At 40.6% G+C, this 19,828-nt stretch carries 16 protein-coding genes; 7 read left to right on the plus strand and 9 right to left on the minus strand.

Features of this window, described 5'->3' with window-relative positions; all coding sequences use genetic code 11:
• Positions 1–67 precede the first annotated feature (67 nt).
• The 4 genes from KXQ82_RS06985 to KXQ82_RS07000 all read right to left on the minus strand — a co-directional run bounded on the left by KXQ82_RS06985 (position 68) and on the right by KXQ82_RS07000 (position 2,383).
• Entirely contained in the window at positions 68–1,327 is a 1,260-nt protein-coding gene (locus KXQ82_RS06985) for a zinc dependent phospholipase C family protein (protein ID WP_219487435.1), read from the minus strand.
• 199 nt (positions 1,328–1,526) lie between these two features.
• The gene (locus tag KXQ82_RS06990; RefSeq protein WP_219487436.1) at positions 1,527–1,724 is read right to left on the minus strand and encodes a hypothetical protein; all 198 of its coding nucleotides are present in this window, start codon (positions 1,722–1,724) and stop codon (positions 1,527–1,529) included.
• Positions 1,725–1,844: 120 nt separating this feature from the next.
• On the minus strand, positions 1,845–2,024 hold the full coding sequence (locus KXQ82_RS06995; protein ID WP_219487437.1) for a hypothetical protein: 180 nt from the start codon (positions 2,022–2,024) through the stop codon (positions 1,845–1,847).
• A 137-nt stretch (positions 2,025–2,161) separates the two neighbouring features.
• Positions 2,162–2,383: a hypothetical protein gene (locus KXQ82_RS07000; RefSeq protein ID WP_219487438.1), complete on the minus strand. Its 222-nt coding sequence runs from the start codon at positions 2,381–2,383 to the stop codon at positions 2,162–2,164.
• A 240-nt stretch (positions 2,384–2,623) separates the two neighbouring features.
• Here KXQ82_RS07000 and KXQ82_RS07005 point away from each other — a divergent pair, with 240 nt between their 5' ends.
• Positions 2,624–3,193 carry an RNA polymerase sigma factor gene (locus KXQ82_RS07005; protein ID WP_219487439.1) on the plus strand — a complete coding sequence of 190 codons (570 nt, stop codon included), beginning with the start codon at positions 2,624–2,626 and terminating at the stop codon, positions 3,191–3,193.
• A gap of 13 nt (positions 3,194–3,206) precedes the next feature.
• On the plus strand, positions 3,207–4,292 hold the full coding sequence (locus KXQ82_RS07010) for a S1C family serine protease (protein ID WP_219487440.1): 1,086 nt from the start codon (positions 3,207–3,209) through the stop codon (positions 4,290–4,292).
• Positions 4,293–4,411: 119 nt separating this feature from the next.
• Here KXQ82_RS07010 and KXQ82_RS07015 read toward each other — a convergent pair whose 3' ends face one another.
• The gene (locus KXQ82_RS07015) at positions 4,412–5,599 is read right to left on the minus strand and encodes an NADH-quinone oxidoreductase subunit D (protein WP_219487441.1); all 1,188 of its coding nucleotides are present in this window, start codon (positions 5,597–5,599) and stop codon (positions 4,412–4,414) included.
• An 80-nt stretch (positions 5,600–5,679) separates the two neighbouring features.
• Positions 5,680–8,139 carry a T9SS type B sorting domain-containing protein gene (locus KXQ82_RS07020; RefSeq protein ID WP_219487442.1) on the minus strand — a complete coding sequence of 820 codons (2,460 nt, stop codon included), beginning with the start codon at positions 8,137–8,139 and terminating at the stop codon, positions 5,680–5,682.
• Between the two features lie 177 nt (positions 8,140–8,316).
• Here KXQ82_RS07020 and KXQ82_RS07025 point away from each other — a divergent pair, with 177 nt between their 5' ends.
• Together KXQ82_RS07025 and KXQ82_RS07030 are read left to right on the plus strand one after the other, a co-directional pair.
• On the plus strand, positions 8,317–8,883 hold the full coding sequence (locus tag KXQ82_RS07025; protein WP_219487443.1) for a sigma-70 family RNA polymerase sigma factor: 567 nt from the start codon (positions 8,317–8,319) through the stop codon (positions 8,881–8,883).
• Positions 8,884–8,895: 12 nt separating this feature from the next.
• Entirely contained in the window at positions 8,896–9,168 is a 273-nt protein-coding gene (locus tag KXQ82_RS07030) for a hypothetical protein (RefSeq protein ID WP_219487444.1), read from the plus strand.
• Between the two features lie 35 nt (positions 9,169–9,203).
• Here the strand turns inward: KXQ82_RS07030 and KXQ82_RS07035 are convergent, their stop codons facing one another.
• The gene (locus KXQ82_RS07035; protein WP_219487445.1) at positions 9,204–10,145 is read right to left on the minus strand and encodes an EamA family transporter; all 942 of its coding nucleotides are present in this window, start codon (positions 10,143–10,145) and stop codon (positions 9,204–9,206) included.
• 136 nt (positions 10,146–10,281) lie between these two features.
• Positions 10,282–10,623, minus strand: coding sequence for an RNA-binding regulator (gene rbp / locus KXQ82_RS07040; protein WP_219487446.1), 342 nt, complete (start codon positions 10,621–10,623; stop codon positions 10,282–10,284).
• 134 nt (positions 10,624–10,757) lie between these two features.
• Between rbp and KXQ82_RS07045 the strand changes: the two genes are divergently transcribed.
• Entirely contained in the window at positions 10,758–11,810 is a 1,053-nt protein-coding gene (locus tag KXQ82_RS07045) for a nucleoid-associated protein (protein WP_219487447.1), read from the plus strand.
• Between the two features lie 76 nt (positions 11,811–11,886).
• Here KXQ82_RS07045 and KXQ82_RS07050 read toward each other — a convergent pair whose 3' ends face one another.
• On the minus strand, positions 11,887–14,001 hold the full coding sequence (locus tag KXQ82_RS07050; protein WP_219487448.1) for a sensor histidine kinase: 2,115 nt from the start codon (positions 13,999–14,001) through the stop codon (positions 11,887–11,889).
• A 151-nt stretch (positions 14,002–14,152) separates the two neighbouring features.
• Here KXQ82_RS07050 and KXQ82_RS07055 point away from each other — a divergent pair, with 151 nt between their 5' ends.
• Together KXQ82_RS07055 and KXQ82_RS07060 are read left to right on the plus strand one after the other, a co-directional pair.
• A complete protein-coding gene (locus KXQ82_RS07055) occupies positions 14,153–14,605 on the plus strand; it encodes a response regulator (protein ID WP_219487449.1) in 453 nt (150 codons plus the stop codon).
• 102 nt (positions 14,606–14,707) lie between these two features.
• Positions 14,708–19,816, plus strand: a complete 5,109-nt coding sequence (locus tag KXQ82_RS07060) for a PKD domain-containing protein (RefSeq protein ID WP_219487450.1) — start codon at positions 14,708–14,710, stop codon at positions 19,814–19,816.
• The last annotated feature ends 12 nt before the right edge of the window (positions 19,817–19,828 follow it).

A 19,828-nucleotide genomic window follows, 5' to 3' on the forward strand; every position in this document is an offset into this window, starting at 1 on the left:
AGAATTATTTGAGATTTTTTTAAAAGTACGGATTAATATCGGTAAAGCCCGATATATTAACGCAGAACTATTTTTGAGTAACCGCAGTTGCCGGCGCATTAATTCTTAAACTATCCATCGGTATTGGTTTAATAGTTTTTATCATATCAACGGCCAGGATCGTTTTTTTCCATTTATCAGGTTCTTTTTGCATAAAAGCAGATCGGTGATCGTTGTTAAAAAAGTCTAATATGTTTTGCTGTAACGGTTTAGTAAGATAGATGTATTTATTGTCTTCTAATTTTAAAACCAGGTCACTGTAGGTTTCATCAGCAAGCTCATATTCTCCCATGCGGGTATATTGGCCTGTATCAAAATCAATATCAATTAAGCCCGGTGTTTTTTGTGTGCGAAGCGTAGTGATGGCTGTAGCATAATGAACCAGCATGGTATCAAATGCCTTAATAAATATCTTTTCGCCTTCGGGCCCGGCGTCCTTAAACTTGAAAACTTTAAGAGGACCTACTTTGGGGAGTACTTTTATAATGAAAGCAAATACCCGTGCTTTAAAGCTTAGCTTTTCTCTTTTGGTACCAAACTCTTCATAATATTTTCTACGGTTCATCCGGTAATGAAATTTACTACCCGTAGCTGTTGAATCGTTCCTTTTTATCTCATTTTTTTTAATTGCCCAGGCGGCATGTGTTAAACCTGGCAGCAAACTTTTAACTGCCCACCGGTATGTTGATATGGTAAGATCAAGATCTTTAAACACCTCGTTCATGTTTTCGCCGTAAGTTTTTAAAAAGGCGCGTTCTAAAACAGATTTTGCAACATTAAAGCCAATAAAATCATGATAAGCCTGTGTTGCGTAATTGCCCTTGGCGGTTTGCAGCACATCAAATGATAATTCGGTACGGCTATGCGATATGTGATCATCTTCATAGGTAACTACATCACCAAATTTCTTCTTGATTTTAGGATATAATAACGGAACAACCACATTTGTAGCCATGGAGTGGCCGTATTTATCAGCCATGTAATGGCTTAAAGCTCCAAGGGCAAAGGCGTACTCATTTATATTTTGTGCCTCGGCAATAAGGTTGTTTACAAAATCGCCACTGCGTACATAATGTGCCAGATTGGTATAGTATGTACTGCCAAAAGGGAAATAGCCCATGTCGGCAATCAGGCACCCGCCGTAAGCGTAAGAGTGGGCCTGCTTTAACTGCTCATCGGTACTGGCCGGGAATTTTTCTTTTAATAAGGGCTTAAGGTATTTATCCCAGCTGGCATCAACTAAAGCTTCGTGGGTGAGCACAGAAAATGCTTTAGAAGTGGAAGGCATTACTATTCCAATAACAATAACCAACAATAGTTTAAAAATGGGCCGGCTTTTCATATAAGGTTTAACATCAGCTTTAATTGCATTGTATAACCATAGTTATTTATAAAAGTTTAAACTTTTATAAATAACAGAAGCCGTTAAAACAAAAAACCGCTATACAATTGCTTGTATGGCGGCTTTTTGTTTGCTAAAAAAAGAATTACATTTTTTTAGTAGTGTCTTTTTTAGTAGTGTCCATTTTAGTAGTGTCTTTAGCCATTTTAGCTGAATCAGCAGCTTTGATAGAATCAGCAATTTTAGTTGAATCAGCAGCATCAGTTTTTTTAGTACCTGAGCAAGCAGCAAAAGAAACAGTTAACGCAAGTGCTAAAGCACCTAATTTGATTGAATTTTTCATTGTTAGTTTTTTTAAGTGATTAAATAGTTTAGCCTTAATACCATAAATAAAAAAAGGTAACCCAAACTTTTAAAAAAAAAGTTAAGGTTACCCTTTAAAAAAACTAACTGAGAAAAAGAATTACATTTTTTTAGTAGTATCTTTTTTAGTTGTGTCAGCTTTAACTGTATCAACTTTAACTGTAGTATCAGTTTTAACTGTAGTTGAATCAGTAGTAGTAGTAGTTTTGTTACCTGAACAAGCAGCAAAAGAAACTGTAAGAGCCAAAGCTAAAGCACCTAATTTAATTGAATTTTTCATGTTTGATTTTTTGTTAAATATTAATATTTGACAGTTAATACATGTAACTAAAAAAGGTAACCCGTTTTTTTTAAATTTTTTTAACAGACTAAAAAATGAGATCAGTTTTAACCTCATTTTTTAGTTCAGTACTAAAATTACATTTTTTTAGTTTCTGTCTTTTTAGTTTCAGTAGTAACTACAGTGTCTTTTTTAACAGGCTCAGTTACGGTTGTGTCTTTCTTAGTGGTATCTACAACAGTAGTAGTGTTACCGGTAGTAGTAGTATCAGAAGTGCTTTCTGATTTTTTACCTTCACAAGCTGCAAAAGAAACAGTTACTGCTAAAGCTACAAAGCCTAATTTAAATGCGTTTTTCATTTTCGTTGGTTTTAAATTTAAGTAATTTTCTTATTAATACAATAATTTAAGAAAGGTAACCCATGTTTAAATAAAAAATAAAATAATTTATCTTTAATTAAATGCATATAGGTTAAACAGACTGGATATTTGCTTTTTCGTTATTACTATTATTCGGATTACTTTTGCCGGATAGGTTACCTTTTCGAAAAATATTTATAAAGCTGTTGGGTTACCATTTTAAAATAAACGTATTAAGTAGTGAATAAGCATATAAACAGTTCATCACCAACAGATAACGAGGCTATTTTAGGCATACTGAATAATTCGGAAAGTATGCTTAAGCGTATATATGTGGCCTATTTTCCGATGGTGTTGAAATTGGTGTTAAATAATAGCGGTAATGATGACGATGCAAAAGATGTTTACCAGGAAGCTATTATCGTTCTTTATAATAAAGTGAAATCGGGAAATTTTGAGTTGAGCAGTAAGCTTCAAACTTATATTTATTCTGTTTGCAGACGGCTTTGGTTAAAAAGGCTGAGCCAGATGAGTAAGTACGGCGGTGATATTCATGATTTTCAGGAATATATGCCGGTTGAGGAAGACCTGGTTACGCACGAGGAGCGCGATATTCAGTTCACTAAAATGGAAGGGGCCCTGGGCGAATTAGGCGAACCCTGTAAAACCATTATTGAAGATTATTATATACACGGCAGATCGATGCAGGAGATTTGCGAGAAATTTGGCTATACCAATGCGGATAATGCCAAAACACAAAAATATAAATGCCTGCAAAGGCTGAAAAAATTGTTTTTTCAGCAAAAGTAAAAGGAGTAAGGATATGAGTGATATTGAATTAATGGCGGTAATTGAAAGGTACCTTAACGGCGAAATGAATGCCGCTGAGCGTGCCCGCTTTGAATTATTAAGGCATGACAATGAAGCTGTTGATGCCCGCGTAAAAGAGCACCAGGAGTTTACCGATCGTATTAAACAATACGGCGAGCGTTTGCAGTTTGAAAGCATGCTAAACGAGATACATGATGAGATAGATGTGCAGGCATTGAAAGATGAACTGGTACATCATCCGTCGGCTATTGTGCGTTTGTGGAGAAACCATCATTCAAAAATATCTGTAGCGGCGTCAATTACCATCTTCGCGGTGTTGGGTACTTTGTTTTTAACAGGGTATATGAAATCACAAAGCCAGGAAGCTGCCGTTATTAATTTGAAGCACGACGTTGATATAATTAAGCGAAAACAAACCTATCAGATATCGAACATTCACGCTGCAAAAAAAATAGCCCCGGATAATTATGGTGGCATAGGTACAGGTTTCGCGATATCATCAAATGGATATATAGTTACCAATTTCCATGTTGTAAACGGTGCCGATTCTGTGTACGTACAAAACGCGGATGGTGATGCTTTCCATGCAAAGATTGTTACAACCGACGCGGTAAATGACCTTGCTGTTTTAAAGATAACTGATCCATCGTTTAAATCATTAGGCGCTTTGCCTTACGGTTTTAAAAGAGGTAAATTAGACTTAGGTGAAGACCTGTTCACTTTAGGTTATTCTAAAGACGATCAGGTATTGAGCAAAGGGTATTTAAGCTCGGGCAATGGGTACAAGGGAGACACGGTAAATTACCAGATAGCTATGGATGTTAATTTTGGTAACAGCGGTGGCCCTGTATTGGATAGTAGAGGTAATATTGTTGGTGTAGTTAGCAGTAAACCAGCGGGTTCTGGTGGTTCCGCTTACGCTATCAAATCAAAATACCTGATCAAATCTATACAAGCTGATACTTCGGTTAACAGCCTCAGCTTAAGTTCAAAAAGTAAAATAGCTAACCTGAGCCGTACCCAGCAGATAGAAAAACTGCAGAACTATGTGTTTATGGTTAAGGTTTACAACCGTTAAGAGATAGTCAAGAATCAAGAGCCAAGAATATAGACAAAAGGCATCTGTGCAATAAACATGGATGCCTTTTTCCTTTTGATGAAAGTCTTAATTCCCGATTCTTGTGTCTTGACTTTAATTTATCTATCTACTTCACCCAATACAAAATCGATCGATCCGGCAATCGCTATCAGGTCGGCTATCATAACACCCTTTGTTATTTCCTGCATGGCGGATAAGTTACAGAAACTTGGCCCGCGCGATTTTACACGGAATGGCACTTCGCTTTTTCCATCGGCAATAAAATAAAAGCCAAGTTCGCCTTTGGGGTTTTCTGCACGAATATAAAAATCCTGCGCCTTGGGGGTTATTTTGCGGGGTAGTTTAGCGCGCGGGTCAAACTCAGGTGTGCGTTTCAGCTCTTTGGTAAGCCGCTCAAGGCATTGCTCCATAATAATGAGCGATTGCTCTATCTCATCAACACGCACCTTATAGCGGTCCCAGCAATCGCCTACGGAGCCCATTAATCCAGTGCCTATCGGTACATCAAATTCCAGTTCGGGATACGCGGAGTAACCATCAATACGGCGCAGATCGTACTTTAGGCCCGAGCCGCGCAACATAGGGCCTGAGCACCCGCAGTTTATGGCTACATCAAGGGGCAGTATGCCAACGTTTGCGGTACGGTTAATAAATACCTGGTTATCTGTTAAAAGCTGGTTCAGCTCCACCATTTTGGGTTTAAAGTAGGCAATAAACTCCAGGCAACGTTCTTCAAAACCAACCGGCAGATCGTAAAATAAACCACCTACCCAAATGTAGTTGTACAACATGCGCGAACCAGAGGCCCACTCAAGCATGCCCATAATATGTTCCCTATCGCGAAAGCACCATAAAAATGGCGTGAAAGCACCAATATCAATACCATAAGTGCCAATAGCTATCAGGTGCGATGCGATGCGGTTCATTTCGCAAACCAAAACACGGATATATTCTACCCGTTTGGGGATATCATTTTCAATACCCATCATACGTTCAACTCCCATTACCCAGGCATGGCTGTTGTTCATTGATGCCAGGTAATCCATCCTGTCGGTAAAAGGAATGGTTTGCTGGTAGGTAAGCGATTCGGCATGTTTTTCAAAACAGCGGTGCAGGTAACCCATGTGTGGGATAACCTCGCGAACGATCTCGCCATCGGTAATGAGCTCCAGGCGCAATACCCCGTGTGTAGAGGGGTGCTGCGGGCCCATGTTTAAAACCATCTCATCGGCGGCAACGCTTGCAATTTTTTCGCGATATCGGTCTAAGCCTTCAGAGTAGTTCATTTTACCGTTTAGGGTTTGTTTGTATTTGCTGAGTGGCAAATATAACAGGAATGTTTATGCAGCGCACAAGCAAAAACAAATTAATACATTACCGTTACCGTGCCAGATAAGGTTTGTTTGTTCTTATCGTTCATCCTGATAACGTAATAATAAGAGCCGGTTGGTAGTTTTTTGCCTTTATACGTTCCGGCCCAGGGCGTTGCGTAGCCTTTTGAGTTAAATATCAACTGACCGGAGCGGTCGTATATATCAACCTCGCAATTTTGATAGGCTTCAATATTTTTAATGGTCCAGGTATCATTTATACCATCCTGGTTTGGGGTAAAAACACTGGGAATAACAAGGCTGTAAGCAACAATAACTTTAAATGTAGCTGATGTGCTGCAGCCATTGGCATTGGTTACTATTAATTTATAGCTGGTTGTTTGGATAGGAGAGGCCGAAGGGTTAACAATGGTTGAATCACTAAGCCCTGTACCGGGATGCCATGCGTAGGTTAATGTCCCGGTACTTTTAATGGCGGGAGAAAGACTTACACTACTCCCGGGATTACTGATGATATATTCTTTTGGTGTACCAATTTCGGGCAGGCTATAGTTCCATATCGTAACACTATCAGCAGATGTTTGCTGAACAGCCTTGTAGTTGACAGTCCATGCCAGTACAACTTTGGTATCAGCAGGGATGTTTTTTATTTGTGCCGAAGGATCGTTGATGTTGGATTGATCGAAAGGGGAGTAACCCGCAGGAACAACTACCGACCACGTACCTATACCCCCGGCCGGTGGGGTATTGGCATGTAAGGTAGCTACTGGATTGTTACAATTGCTCTGATCGGTGCCTGCATTGGCTTTTTCGAGTATTTGGATCATGCTCACCGTAACTACATAATCATAAGTAGTGCAGCCATCGGTAACGTGGTAAATAAAGGGCGATGAAAAATCGTGTGCTGTGCCGGATGAAGGTGTTAAAGTGCCGTTGTTGATAGTGACTATTGGCGATAGCTTGGTGAGATCTGTTCCGCTAAATACCTCAATATTAACCGTCCGGTTTACCGTATCAATAACAGCCATTGTTTTTTGCTGTGGTAAATTCAGGCCTGTAATAGCCGGTGTTGGCGATGCGGAATATTTTACAATAAACCCGTCGGAAATACCTTGTGCCGTTACATTATTGGTGCATGCGCCCGGGTTAAAATCGGTTGTATTGTTAAACGCTCCGGCAAGTAGTATTTCATTACTTGTTGTTAAAGCAATGCCATTGCCTGCAAAGCCAATATTTGCTGTTTGCGCTGTGCCGATATTGGCGGCACAAACATATTGCCCGGTACGGGAATATTTAACCGCAAATGCATTGTAACCACCATATGGTTGTATTAGTACAGGTTTGCCTGTTGCCGGGTTAAAATTAGGGTTTCCATTAAACCAGCCGCCAACATAAACATTACTTTTGTTATCGGTTATTACATCAAGCGCGTAGGTATTGGTACCCGCCTGCCCAAAGCCAATGGCCCAGCCAAATTTGCCGCTGCCGCTGTATTGGGCCACAAAACTATCTGTAGCGGTATTATTACTTGCCTTAACAGTTCCTTTAGGCGAGCTTACATCAAAAACTACCTGGTTTGAAAAATATCCCGATAGGATAACATTACCCTGCAGGTCGGTGGTTATTGCCGAAGTACCTGTTCCGTTACTTTGGATACGATTTATCCAAACTATGCTGCCATCAGTAGCGTATTTGGCAATAAAATCAGCAGTAACCCCAATATCGTTTGAGCGGCCGGTTATAAGAATCTCGTTATTAGGATCAATGGCCAATCCAAAAGCTATGTTTTGAGTACCTGTGCCACCAAAATGGCTCACCCAGATGGGCGACTGGTTGTTTACGCTATTCCCATTATATTTAGCGATAAAACCATCAACAGGTGCGCTTGGAGTGAGTAAAGATGTTATCCCAAATCTTGTTTTAGAATCGATAGATCCACAGATATAAACATTATTATTGTGGTCGGCTTTTATTGATGTAACAATTTGATTGCCGGTACCGCTTATCTGTGATCCCCATAAAAAGTTACCTGCATTGTTTAGCTTAACTACAAAAATGTCTTTTTGCCCTTCGTTAAGTAAGGAAGTAACATTTGTTCCCGGGTCAATATCCATATACGGAGAAAGAAACTGGCCGGTAACAAACACATTATTGTTGTCATCAAGGCAGATGGATACAGGATAGTCTGAACCTGTATCGCCCAATTGTTTGCACCATACTAAAGTGCCGCTACCGGTATATTTTGCAATAAAAATATCAAGGTTGCCCTTTGATGTTAATTGGTGTGTTACTGTAGCAGCGGGTGATAGGTCAATAGTGCCTTGGAATGAACCTGTTACATAAATATTATCCTGGCTGTCAGTCACTATTTTGACTACGCTTGCCGATCCTGTACCACCAATATCATTTACCCAAACAGGCGATAATATCTGCCCGAAGGCAAAAGCGCAAGGTAATAGTAAGAACAGCAAAAGCAGTAAGTTAAATTTCTGCATCAGGTTATATTGGTGGCAATAAAAATAACGCTTTTAGTGATAGCTACTGTTATTAAACTGTCATGGTCGGTAATAATGATAACGTAACTATTACCGGTAGTGTTGTTTGCAAAATTTATGTGATAAGGTTGTAAGGATATTGGCTAAATTGCGACTAACTAACAAATAATTTGATGTATGCCCGTAACACAAGCCGCCATTGACCCGAATACCTGGGTTAATGCACATGCCGACTATTTATATGCTTTTGCCATAAAACGTATTGCCGATGAAGAAATAGCTAAAGACCTGGTACAGGATACATTTTTAGCGGCGTTACAAAAAGTACGCACCTTTGAAGGCAAAAGCAGCGAACGGACATGGCTAACGGCTATTTTGAAAAATAAGATAGTTGATGTTTACCGAAAAAGGTCATCAGTAATAGTATCATCAGATATTGCAGATGCAGAGCGTGTGCAACAGGATTTTTTTGACACCGACGGGCATTGGACACAACAACACTATCCCAGGGAAATGGGAGTGGAAGAGCAATACCTGGAAAATAAAGAACTTGGCCAGGCGCTAAAAAAATGCATGGAAAAACTACCTGCATTATGGCTATCGGTTTTTACCATGAAACATATTGATGATGAAACGTCTGAAAGAATATGTACCGAACTTAAAGTATCGGCCCAGAATTTTTGGGTTATTATTCACCGTGCCAAGTTGAATTTGAGGGCTTGCCTTCAAAAAAACTGGGTTTAAAAGTATTACGAAATGGGAATGTTGAAAAAGATACAATACAATTGCAGGCAGGCAACTTTTTTATTGGAGAAAAAGGCCTTTAAACCACTCAGTTTTTACGAAACCATTGAGTTGAGGATACACCTTGCCGGTTGCTCTGTTTGCCGTTTGTACGGCAAGCAAAGCGCAATGATAAACGATATGGTACAACAATTATATAAAGACTCGGAAAAGGGGACTTATAAATTGAATGATAGTTTTAAAAAAGAATTGCAATTACGTATTGAGGAAGAATTGAATAAATAAAGTGCAAAGCTTTTTGAAGCATAAAGCCAAAAGCTTTACGCTTTTAGCTTAGTAGTACGGTATTTTGCAAGATTGATCAATAACACACTGCCTAAAATAACGCCTAAGCCAGCTATTTGCATCAGGGTAATGTTTTCGTGGGCGAAAAATATGCCCAGCAGTACCGCTACTACGGGGTTAACATAAGCATAGGTACTTACCTGCGCCGTAGGGCGAACCTGCAGCAGCCATACATAGGCGCTAAAAGCGGCTATCGAACCAAAAAGTACTAAATATCCTAAACCCATCCATGCGTTAGTTGTAATTGCTGCCCAGTTTACATGCTGTACCTCGCCACTTATAAAACTTGCCGGTATAAATAAAATACCGGCCACAAGCATTTGCCATGCTGAGTTAACCGGCCCTGAGGCACCGGAGCCCTTGTACTTTGAGTAGATAGAGCCTGCCGTCCAGGCGATGGAGCCGCCTATCAGCAACAGCATTTCCCAAAGGTTTGAGCCAATGCCTTTATCAGTTAAGGCATGGATAACCTGTTCGGCAAAAAGGAGTATAACCCCGCCAAAACCAATAATGAGGCCCAATATTGTCCATTTGTTTTTAAAGCTTTCGCCCCATTTAGGCACATCGAGCAATACAAACCATATTGGCGCGGCCGATACCAGTATGGCTACCATAGCGCTCGGCAGTGTTTGCTCAACCCACATCACTATACCAATGCTTATAAATAGCAACAGAATACCACTTACCGCCGCGTTGAGTATGCTTTTAAGTACGAAGGCTTTTTCGCCTTTAATAATGCACCAGGCCAGTAGTAATACGCCTGCCAGCAGAAAGCGTAGCATACCCAAAACCATAGGTGGGAAGCCGCCGCCTAAAGCTATCCTGATAGAAAAATATGTTGAACCCCAAACAATGTAAACTATCGCGAAAGCAATAATTACCATGAGGGAAGATGCGTGTTTTTGATCGGTTGACATTATGTTGCAGGTTAAAGAGAAAAAAAGGTTTTGCCTCTTTTTGCAACAATGAATAGCCGGGAAATTTTACTGAAGTATAGAATGCAGAAAAACATCACGACCTTGATCATGATGCAATTGAGGGATCATGTAAAGTCTAACGGTCCTTGTCGCCGTAGCTGCTCTTATTATAGCCGCCGCCACCCTTATAACCACCGCTGCCGCCTCCACTTCTAAATGGTTTGCGTGCACCTTCGGCTTTAGGTTCGGCCTCTTTGACCACAATGTTACGGCCATAAATTTCGGCAGCATTAAGGTCTTCAATAGCCTTTAGCGCCGATTCTTTGTCGGACATTTCGGCAAAACCAAAGCCTTTGCTTCGGCCGGTCTCGCGGTCGATAATAATTTTAAGCGAAGTAACTTCACCATAGTCTGCAAACAGTTCCATCAATTCTGATTCTTCAATCTTATAAGGAAGGTTGCCAATAAAAATATTCATACTTATAGCTTGCTTATTTCAAAAATACTGTAATTTTTTTTGAATTGCTCAATTTATTTACATTTTTCGGGCAGATTTATTAAATAATTTGTAACCAATAGCAATTTGCTTTCTTTGTATCACAAAAAAATAATATGATCTCATCATTCGAAGCCGCGCTTTCGGCGCTTTCTATACATCGGGTTGGTAATAAGTTACTTGACGAATTTTATGTCCTGTCGGATAATCCAATCGCTATAAAAGACGAGTTATTAGGCAAATTACTGATGCAGTATTTTTTATCGCCATTTGAAAAGGTGAATGAAGTGTACCGTTTTATGCATTCGAGCGAGTTAACGCTGAACGAGCTTTTTCATTTTTGTACCGAAGTATTTGATAACCCCAACCGTTTTCACGAAGTAAGCGAGCAGATCACCAAATACCTGTTCGATCAAACCAATCACCCTAAAATAAAGGCGGGCGAACTATATATCGCTTTGTTTAAAGATGTACAGATTGAAGGCGACCTGCTGGATGCGATAGGGATATTCAAATCGGAAAACAAAGAAACCTACCTCAAGGTATACCCGGATACGGGCGGTTTTAATCTGGAGTATGAGCCGGATGGTATCAATATTAATAAATTAGATAAAGGCTGCCTTATTTTTAATACGGAAAAAGAAGATGGTTATAAAGTACTCGTAGTTGATCAAACCAACCGTAATAACGAAGCTGTTTATTGGAAAGATGACTTTTTAAAACTAAAAATACGTAACGACAGCTTTAACCAAACCAGTAATACGCTGAGTATTTATAAAAACTTTGTATCAGAAAAGCTGGATGACCAGTTTGAACTGACAAAGGCAGATAAGATAGACCTGCTCAACAAATCGATCAAATATTTTAAGGAGAATGAAACTTTTGATCTGGATGAGTTTGGCGATGAAGTGTTAGGCAACCCGCAAGCCATCGAATCGTTTAAAACCTACAAGCAGCAATATGAAACCGACCACGAGACCGAAATAGGGGATACCTTCGATATTTCGGGAGCGGCGGTAAAAAAACAGAGCCGCGTTTATAAAAGTGTGCTTAAGTTAGACAAGAACTTCCACATCTATATCCATGGCAATAAAGACCTGATAGAAAAAGGCTTTGATGACGAAAAAACGATGAACTATTATAAGGTTTATTTTAAGGAAGAGAACTGATTAGTTGCAGTAGCACTGGCAGTAGTAGTCTTTCTTTTCTAAATATGCTGCAACTGCAACTCAACACTGCTATTTGTTATTCCAATGTCTTCGGCAGCATAATTAAAAAGCTGGCGCCTTTGCCTGGTTCTGATGTTACCTCAATGTGGCCCTGGTGTTTTTCAATGATCCCGAAAACGATGGAAAGGCCCAGGCCGGTACCTTCGCCAACATCCTTGGTGGTAAAAAAGGGATCGTAAATTTTTTGTTTTACTTTCTCGGTCATGCCCACACCGGTGTCGGTAATTTCAATGGTGATGTTTTCAGGATAATCTTTGGTTACAATTAATATGCTTTCTTTTTGATGCTCTTCTTTTTCGATGATTGCCTGTATCCCATTTTGGATAATATTCATAAAAACCTGGCTTATTTTACCCGGGTAGCAATTAAGCATGGGCAGTTTATCTAAAACAGGTGTTATCTCAATATAGTATGGGATGGAGCTGCGTAATATTACCAGGGTGCTCAGTATGGTTTTGTTAATATCGGTCAGTTTCAGCTCAACCTCATCGGTACGGCTAAATGCCCTGAGGCTTTGAATGATCTCGGCCGTTCGGGCCGCACCATCTTCAATGCCATTAAGCAATTCGGTTATTTCAGTTTTAATGTAATTAAGATCAATGTTCTCCTTGTATTTTATTATATCGTCATATTTTGCCTTTTCAATGGGCGCCTGCTCAAGCGAACTATACATATCTAACAAGGTAAATACCTCATCCATATCAAGCTTTAGTGGTTTTATGTTCGATTTTACAAAGTTGATGGGGTTATTAATTTCGTGGGCTATACCAGCTGTAAGCTGGCCAAGAGATGCCATCTTTTCTGTTTCAACCAGTTGGAATTGCGCTTCCTTCAGATTCTCAATAAGCCGGGTTAAGCTACGGTTACTCTCCAATAATTCGCGGGTGCGCTCAACCACTTTGGATTCGAGCATAATATTTTGCTCGGTTATCAACCGTTCATTCTCACGCGCAATCCTTAACGCTAATGATTGCGAATCGATGTTTTGAGAGCGGTAAAAGTTTATCTTATCAGCTAAAGCTATCGAAAATATGACCAACTCAATGGTTGATGTGATGAGTACAATATCGGCAGTAAAATCATTGTACGGTACATAGCCCTTGCTCCGGCCTACCGAAACCAAAACAGATATCAGGAAAAGGCACCAGCCAAGCATAAAAAACTTTGCAGGTTTATAACCTTTTTTATACATGTAAATGCCAATAGCCAAGAGCGATATACAACCCAGGCTAACTAAAACGGTAATAAGGCCATACGCAAAGTTGAAGTTATTGGTAGCGATAAATAAAATAGGTGTTGCAAAAAGGAAAGCCAAACCCATGGTAAACTTAAAAATGTTTTTGTTTTGGTTTCTTAACTGTAAAAACTCGGTAACAAAAAGCAGGATAGATAGCCAGAAAAAAATACGGCTAAACGGAACGAGGTAATTATTATACAGCGATGGGTTAACAAGGCTATAACCATAATTACGGGTTAAGGCCTGCGATACACCTAAAAATATGATATAAGCTACATAATACAGGTAACTATTTTCTTTAACAACAAAAAAAAGCAAAAGGTTATAAAACATCATAATAATAACGATGCCCATAAAAATGCCGAAGGTTATGGTTTTTGAGCTATACCGCTCAAAATACCTTTCAGCGCTGCTAAATTCAATAGGTATAGAGTTGGGTACATTGCTTTCAATACGGAGGTAAATTGTACGTGCCGAATCGGGCATGAGGGTACAATTTATCATATTTGCCTTTGGTAGCAGTGTTTGTTTATTGTTATTGTTAACACTTAAGTGTACGGGGTGCTCACCTGATTTTCCGGGGATATATAAATCGAAGCACTCAATAACACTTGCATTAATACTGATAGGGATATATGGCTGGTTTGTTTTATTACGCAAAACTAATTTGAGCCATATCACCGGGTTTGATACCTTTAAACTTGGTAATGAACTGCTCCAGGTTTTAAACCCTGCATTTTTTAGTATATCATTAATAGTTAAATTGCGGGTAGGGTCTTCTAAAGCGGTAAAGTAATTTTTGTTGATCAGCTTTGTTTCATTACCATGCAGGGTAAGTGTATCTGTTGATGCCAATATCCTTAAGCTTAGTAAGGATAGGATAAGTAACAGCATGTGTTTTTTTAGTAACAAAGGAGTTAAATTAGATTGCTGCAAATGTAATAGATATGCAAAATTAAACTTTAACTGCACTTTTTAGTTAAAGTATATTTACAATATAATAAATTTGAAAATTACTAACCCGATCCAATAATAAATTATGGCGATGATGCAATTTGGAGTACTGTACGTAGATGACGAGATACATAATTTAAATAGCTTTAAAGCAGCATTCCGTCGCGATTTTAATATTTTCACAGCACAGTCTGCCCGCGAAGGCCGCCGCATACTCGACCAGAATGAAATTGCTGTAATAGTTACCGACCAACGCATGCCCGGTATGACGGGGATAGAATTTTTAGAATCCATCATCCCCATATACCCCGATACGATACGTATTTTGTTAACTGGTTTTTCTGATGTTAATGCTGTTATGGATGCGATCAACCGTGGGCAGGTATATAAATACCTGGTTAAGCCCTGGGCCGATGAAGAGCTGAAAATGTATATTCAAAACGCGATGGAAATATACCACCTCCGCAGGGAAAATAAAGACCTTGCCCAAAAGCTCGAAAAAGCTAATGAGCAATTAAATGCCTTAAAAGCTTCGGGATTGTAACATCTATTTTACTTCAAAGTTTTTTTGTAGTTTTATCGCTTAAATTGGTGTTGCTGCTTATTGCCTGCCACACCGGTTTAACCTAATAACTATTAATTAAACGTGCTAAAAATTTTAAAGCAAATTTTATTATTTGCTACGTGCTTATTATTGGCCGTAGGTTCCCGTGCTCAATCGGGTAACTCCAATATAGGTACGGAGTTTTGGACCGCCTACATGACGCACATTAACGGTGCAACCGGTGGCAGCGCGTCCCAAATGATACTCTATATTGCTTCTGACGTAGCCACCACCGGCACGGTAAGTATTACCGATAATAGTTTTACCGCTATAAATTTTACCGTTGCACCTAATGTTGCTACATTGGTTGCAATACCAAGTGCGGCTTACCTGGGTAACACCAATGGCACGCAAACAAAGGGCTTGCATATCACCAGCAAAAATCCCATAGCGGTTTATGCCCATATTTATGCCAGCTCGGTATCAGGAGCAACGCTATTGCTCCCTGTAAATACAATGGCCAATGATTATTACTCGCTAAATTATACCCAGTTATCAAATGCAACGCCATCATATTCAACTTTTATGGTTATTGCTACAGAAGATAACACTACAGTGGATATCACCCCATCGGCAGCCTTAATTAACGGGGCAGCAGCAAATGTTAAATTCACCATAACTTTAAACAAAGGACAGGTTTACCAGGGCTTGTCTAATACTGATCTTACCGGAACGCACATTGTTTCGGTTAGTAATGGGGGCTCGGGTTGCAAAAAGATAGCTGTTTTTTCGGGAAGCAATAAAATTTATATTGGTTCGCCGGTAACGTCGTCCGATAATCTTTTTCAGCAGGTTTATCCAACAGCGTCATGGGGGAAAAATTACATCACAGTTCCGTTAAAAACCCGTAATTACGATGTTTTCCGTATTGTACTGAGTGATCCGTCAACTACGGTTACGTTAAATGGCTCGGTTGTGCCGCTTGCTTCGTTTACCAATAATCTGTACTATCAATTTAACAGCCAGGCACCCAATGTAATATCGGCTGATAAACCTATACAGGTTATACAATATGCTGTTACTCAAAATAACGGTATAACGGGATTAAAAGCTTTAACAGGAGATATTGGCGACCCTGAAATGATCTACTTAAACCCGCTTGAGCAAAATATAGACCATGTTACACTATACTCAACAAATAAATATCTTATTTTAAACGGCTTTATTAACGTGGTGATACCCACAAGCGCGGTATCAACTTTTTTATTGGATGGCGTATCACAGGCAGCAAATTTTGCACCTGTTCCGGGTAATACGGCCTACTCATATGCGCAACTCACAGCAACAACCGGGGCAACGCATAATATTGCCGCGGGTCAGGGTTTCAACGCTATTGCTTATGGTTTTGGTTCGGCAGAGTCATACGGTTATGCGGCGGGCACCAATGTTAAAAACCTGAATGAGTACACGCAATTTAAAACACCGGGTACCAATACTGTTGCAACAACAGGGTGTACCGGAGTAAGTTTTTCGCCGGAGGTGGTATTGCCATATACTACGACAAGTATTACCTGGGATTTTGGTAAAGGTACAACACCTGTTGTTCAAACAAATCCAACATTCCAAAGTACCATAACAAAAGGTAATCAAACTTTATATGTGTATGATTACGGGCAAACCATAACGTACCCAACAGCAGGAACTTACGCTGTAAATGTTACCGTTGTTGACCCAATAACCACAGCTTGCGGTTCAGATGAAACGGTAAGTTTAAACTATACCGTTGTTGACCCTCCGTCAGCTAAATTTTCATCACGCGATACGCTTTGTTTGGCAGATACCATTGGTTTTAAAGACCTGAGTACCGGAACAGCAGGTATTAACGGATGGCATTGGAGTTTTGGCAATGGCGATACATCAAACGTGCAAAACCCGGTCTATAGATTTTTAAGTCCGGGCAATTATACTGTCGGCTTATCCGTGAGTTCGGGTACGGCATGCCCTTCATCGCTTTATACCAAAAATATCCATGTACGCCCCGCGCCGGTAGCCGATTTTACTTTCTCGACACCCGATTGCGAAACACAGGCCGTTACACTTTCAGACAGGTCATCCACAGCCGAAGGGCAGATCATTCACTGGATATGGGATTACGGAGATGGCAGCACTGTAGAGACGCGTATTAATAATCTTCCGTTTACGCATATTTATGCTGCAGCAGGTACGTATACAGTTAAATTACAACTGTTAACCGATAAAAATTGTACAAGCACATCGGTAAACAAAAGCATCACTATACATCCGCGCCCCGTTGTTGATTTTGGTTTACCCGATGTGTGTTTGGCCAACGCCACAGCCTCATTTACCGATAAGAGCACGATAAGCGATAACAGCCAGGCACAGTTTAAATACCTGTGGAATTTTGGCGATACTAACGCCACCATAGCTAATCCTAATATCAGCACGGCTAAAAACCCTTCCCATAAATTTATCGGGGGCGGCACTTATACCATTAGTTTGTCGGTAACATCAAAAGATACGTGTACTACCACCCTGACGAAAACATTTACTGTAAGCGGGGTGGCTAATTTTAGTTCGGTATCACTATCGTGTGCTACCGATAGCGTACAGTTTACCGATAAAACTAATGGCGCTACGGCGGCATCATCGGCCTGGCACTGGGATTTTGGCACGGGCGATACCTCAAATGTACAGAACCCCAGGTACCTGTTTAAAATTCCGGGCGATTATACCGTTAAGCTAACGGTAACCGGGCATAATGGCTGCTCAACAACAGCATACAGCGCGCCGGTACATATTTACAAAAGGCCCGTAGCTGATTTTGTGTTTTCAAGTTTGGATTGCGAAAGCGGGCAAATTACATTTACCGACAAATCGACCAGTGCCGAAGGTACCAATGTTAAATGGGTATGGGATTATGGTGATGGCAGCGTAATTGATACCCGCTCAGTTAGCACGGCATTTACCCATGTGTTTGCAACCGCGGGTACTTATGTAGTAAAACTATATACCATTACAAATAATGGTTGTAGTAGCTTTACAACAAGTAAAGCGGTATTGGTACACCCTAAGCCGGTGGTTGATTTTGGTTTGCCAGATGTTTGCCTGGCCAATGCTGTAGCAACATTTATTGATAAAAGTACCATTAGCGATAATACCCAGGCGCAATTTAAATACCTCTGGAACTTTGGGGATGCCAGCGCTACGATTGCAAACCCCAATACCAGCATTGTGAAAAATCCTACGCACCAGTATACAAAAGGGGGTACGTACACCATATCACTTACTGTTACATCAAAAGATACCTGTACTGCCACCGCTACTAAAACATTTGTGATAAGCGGGCAGGCCAGTTTTACATCGGCAGCAAACTCATGCCCTGCGGATAGCATACAGTTTACCGATAAAACAAACGGCGCCACACCGGCATCATCGGCATGGCATTGGGTGTTTGGCTCTACAGGTGATACATCTAACATACAAAACACCAAATACGCGTTTAAAAACCCGGGAAACTATACGGTTAGCCTTACGGTAACGGGGCATAACGGCTGCTCGGTAACTAATTACAGTTCGTCAGTACATATTTATACCAAGCCTGTAGCCGGGTTTACCTGGTCGGCAATTGATTGCGAAACACAGGCAATAACCTTTACCGATAAATCAACCAGTACAGAGGGTACTAATGTTAAATGGGTATGGGATTATGGCGACGGCAGTGCAATTGATACCCGTAACAGCAACGCGGCATTTACACATATCTTTGCCAAAGCAGGCACTTACAATGTTAAACTATACACCACAAGCAGTTTGGGATGTTTAAGTTTAACCGTTACTAAAGCGGTAATAGTAAACCCATTGCCAACAAAAGATTTTACCATACCCGATGTTTGCCTGAATGATACCTATGCTCAGTTTTCGGCATTATCTTCCATCGCTGATAATAGTACATCAACTTACACCTGGAATTTTGGTGATGCGTTGCTAAGTACCCTAAACAACCCAAATACAGCCACCGGGTTAACGGTAAGTCATAAATACACTGCAACGGGTAATTATAATGTTCATCTTACCATTACTTCAGCAAAAGGCTGTGTGGTTGATACGGTAAAGCAATTCACGGTTAATGGCTCATCGCCGCAATCAAAATTTGTGGTGCTTAACAGTGCTGCCCTGTGCAGCAACCGTGAGGTTTTCTTTGTGGATAGCGCATCTGTGCCGGGCTTTGGCAATGGCAGTGTTACCAGTGTGGATATGTATTACGATTATGCCAATAACCCGACAGTGAAAACACATTATGCGCACCCAACATATGGGCAATTGTTTAGGCATACGTATCCAAAAGATGCTTTAGCGCATACTTATACTGTGGTAATGGATGCTTACTCAGGTGCTTCATGCGTTAATCGTTCTACACAAAGTATAACGGTGCTGGGAGTACCTACGCTTACATTTCCGGCTATCAGCCCGGTTTGTGTTAATGCCCCGCCATTCCAGTTACAGATAACACAAACGGGGCCTGTGGGTACACCCGGTGCTGTATTTACAGGTACGGGGGTATCTTCAACCGGATTGTTTAGCCCGGCTGTTGCAGGCGTAGGTACGTTTACTATTCAATGTATTTATACATCGGCCAACAGTTGCGCTGATACCTTATCGCAAACAGTAACCGTGGAGCCCGTGGCTACTATATCTGCAGGGCCCGATCTGCTTATTTTAGCCGGGGGGCGCACTACATTAAAAGCTACAGCCACGGGCTCAAATCTCACTTACCTCTGGTCGCCTGCTACGGGCTTAGATCATGCTGATATTTTGAACCCGGTTGCGGCACCATCAGGCAATACCAAATATACCCTTACCGTTACATCAACTACTCAAAATGTACCCTGCGCGGTAACATCATCAATGACGGTTACCGTGCTGCAGGCACCGGGCATCCCAACAGGCTTTACACCCAATGGTGATGGTTTAAATGATGCCTGGGTAATTCAAAACCTGGATACCTACCCGGGAGCTACCGTAAATGTGTTTAGCAGAAGTGGCGAAAAAGTATTTTCGTCGATTGGATACTCAACCCCATGGGATGGCCGTTATAACGGTGTAGATTTACCCGTAGGTACCTATTATTATATTATCGACCCTAAAAACGGGCGTAGTAAAATAAGTGGTTATGTTGCTATTATAAGGTAACATAAATAATTT

The sequence above is a fragment of the Mucilaginibacter rivuli genome, assembly GCF_019391655.1.
Lineage (GTDB): Bacteria > Bacteroidota > Bacteroidia > Sphingobacteriales > Sphingobacteriaceae > Mucilaginibacter > Mucilaginibacter rivuli.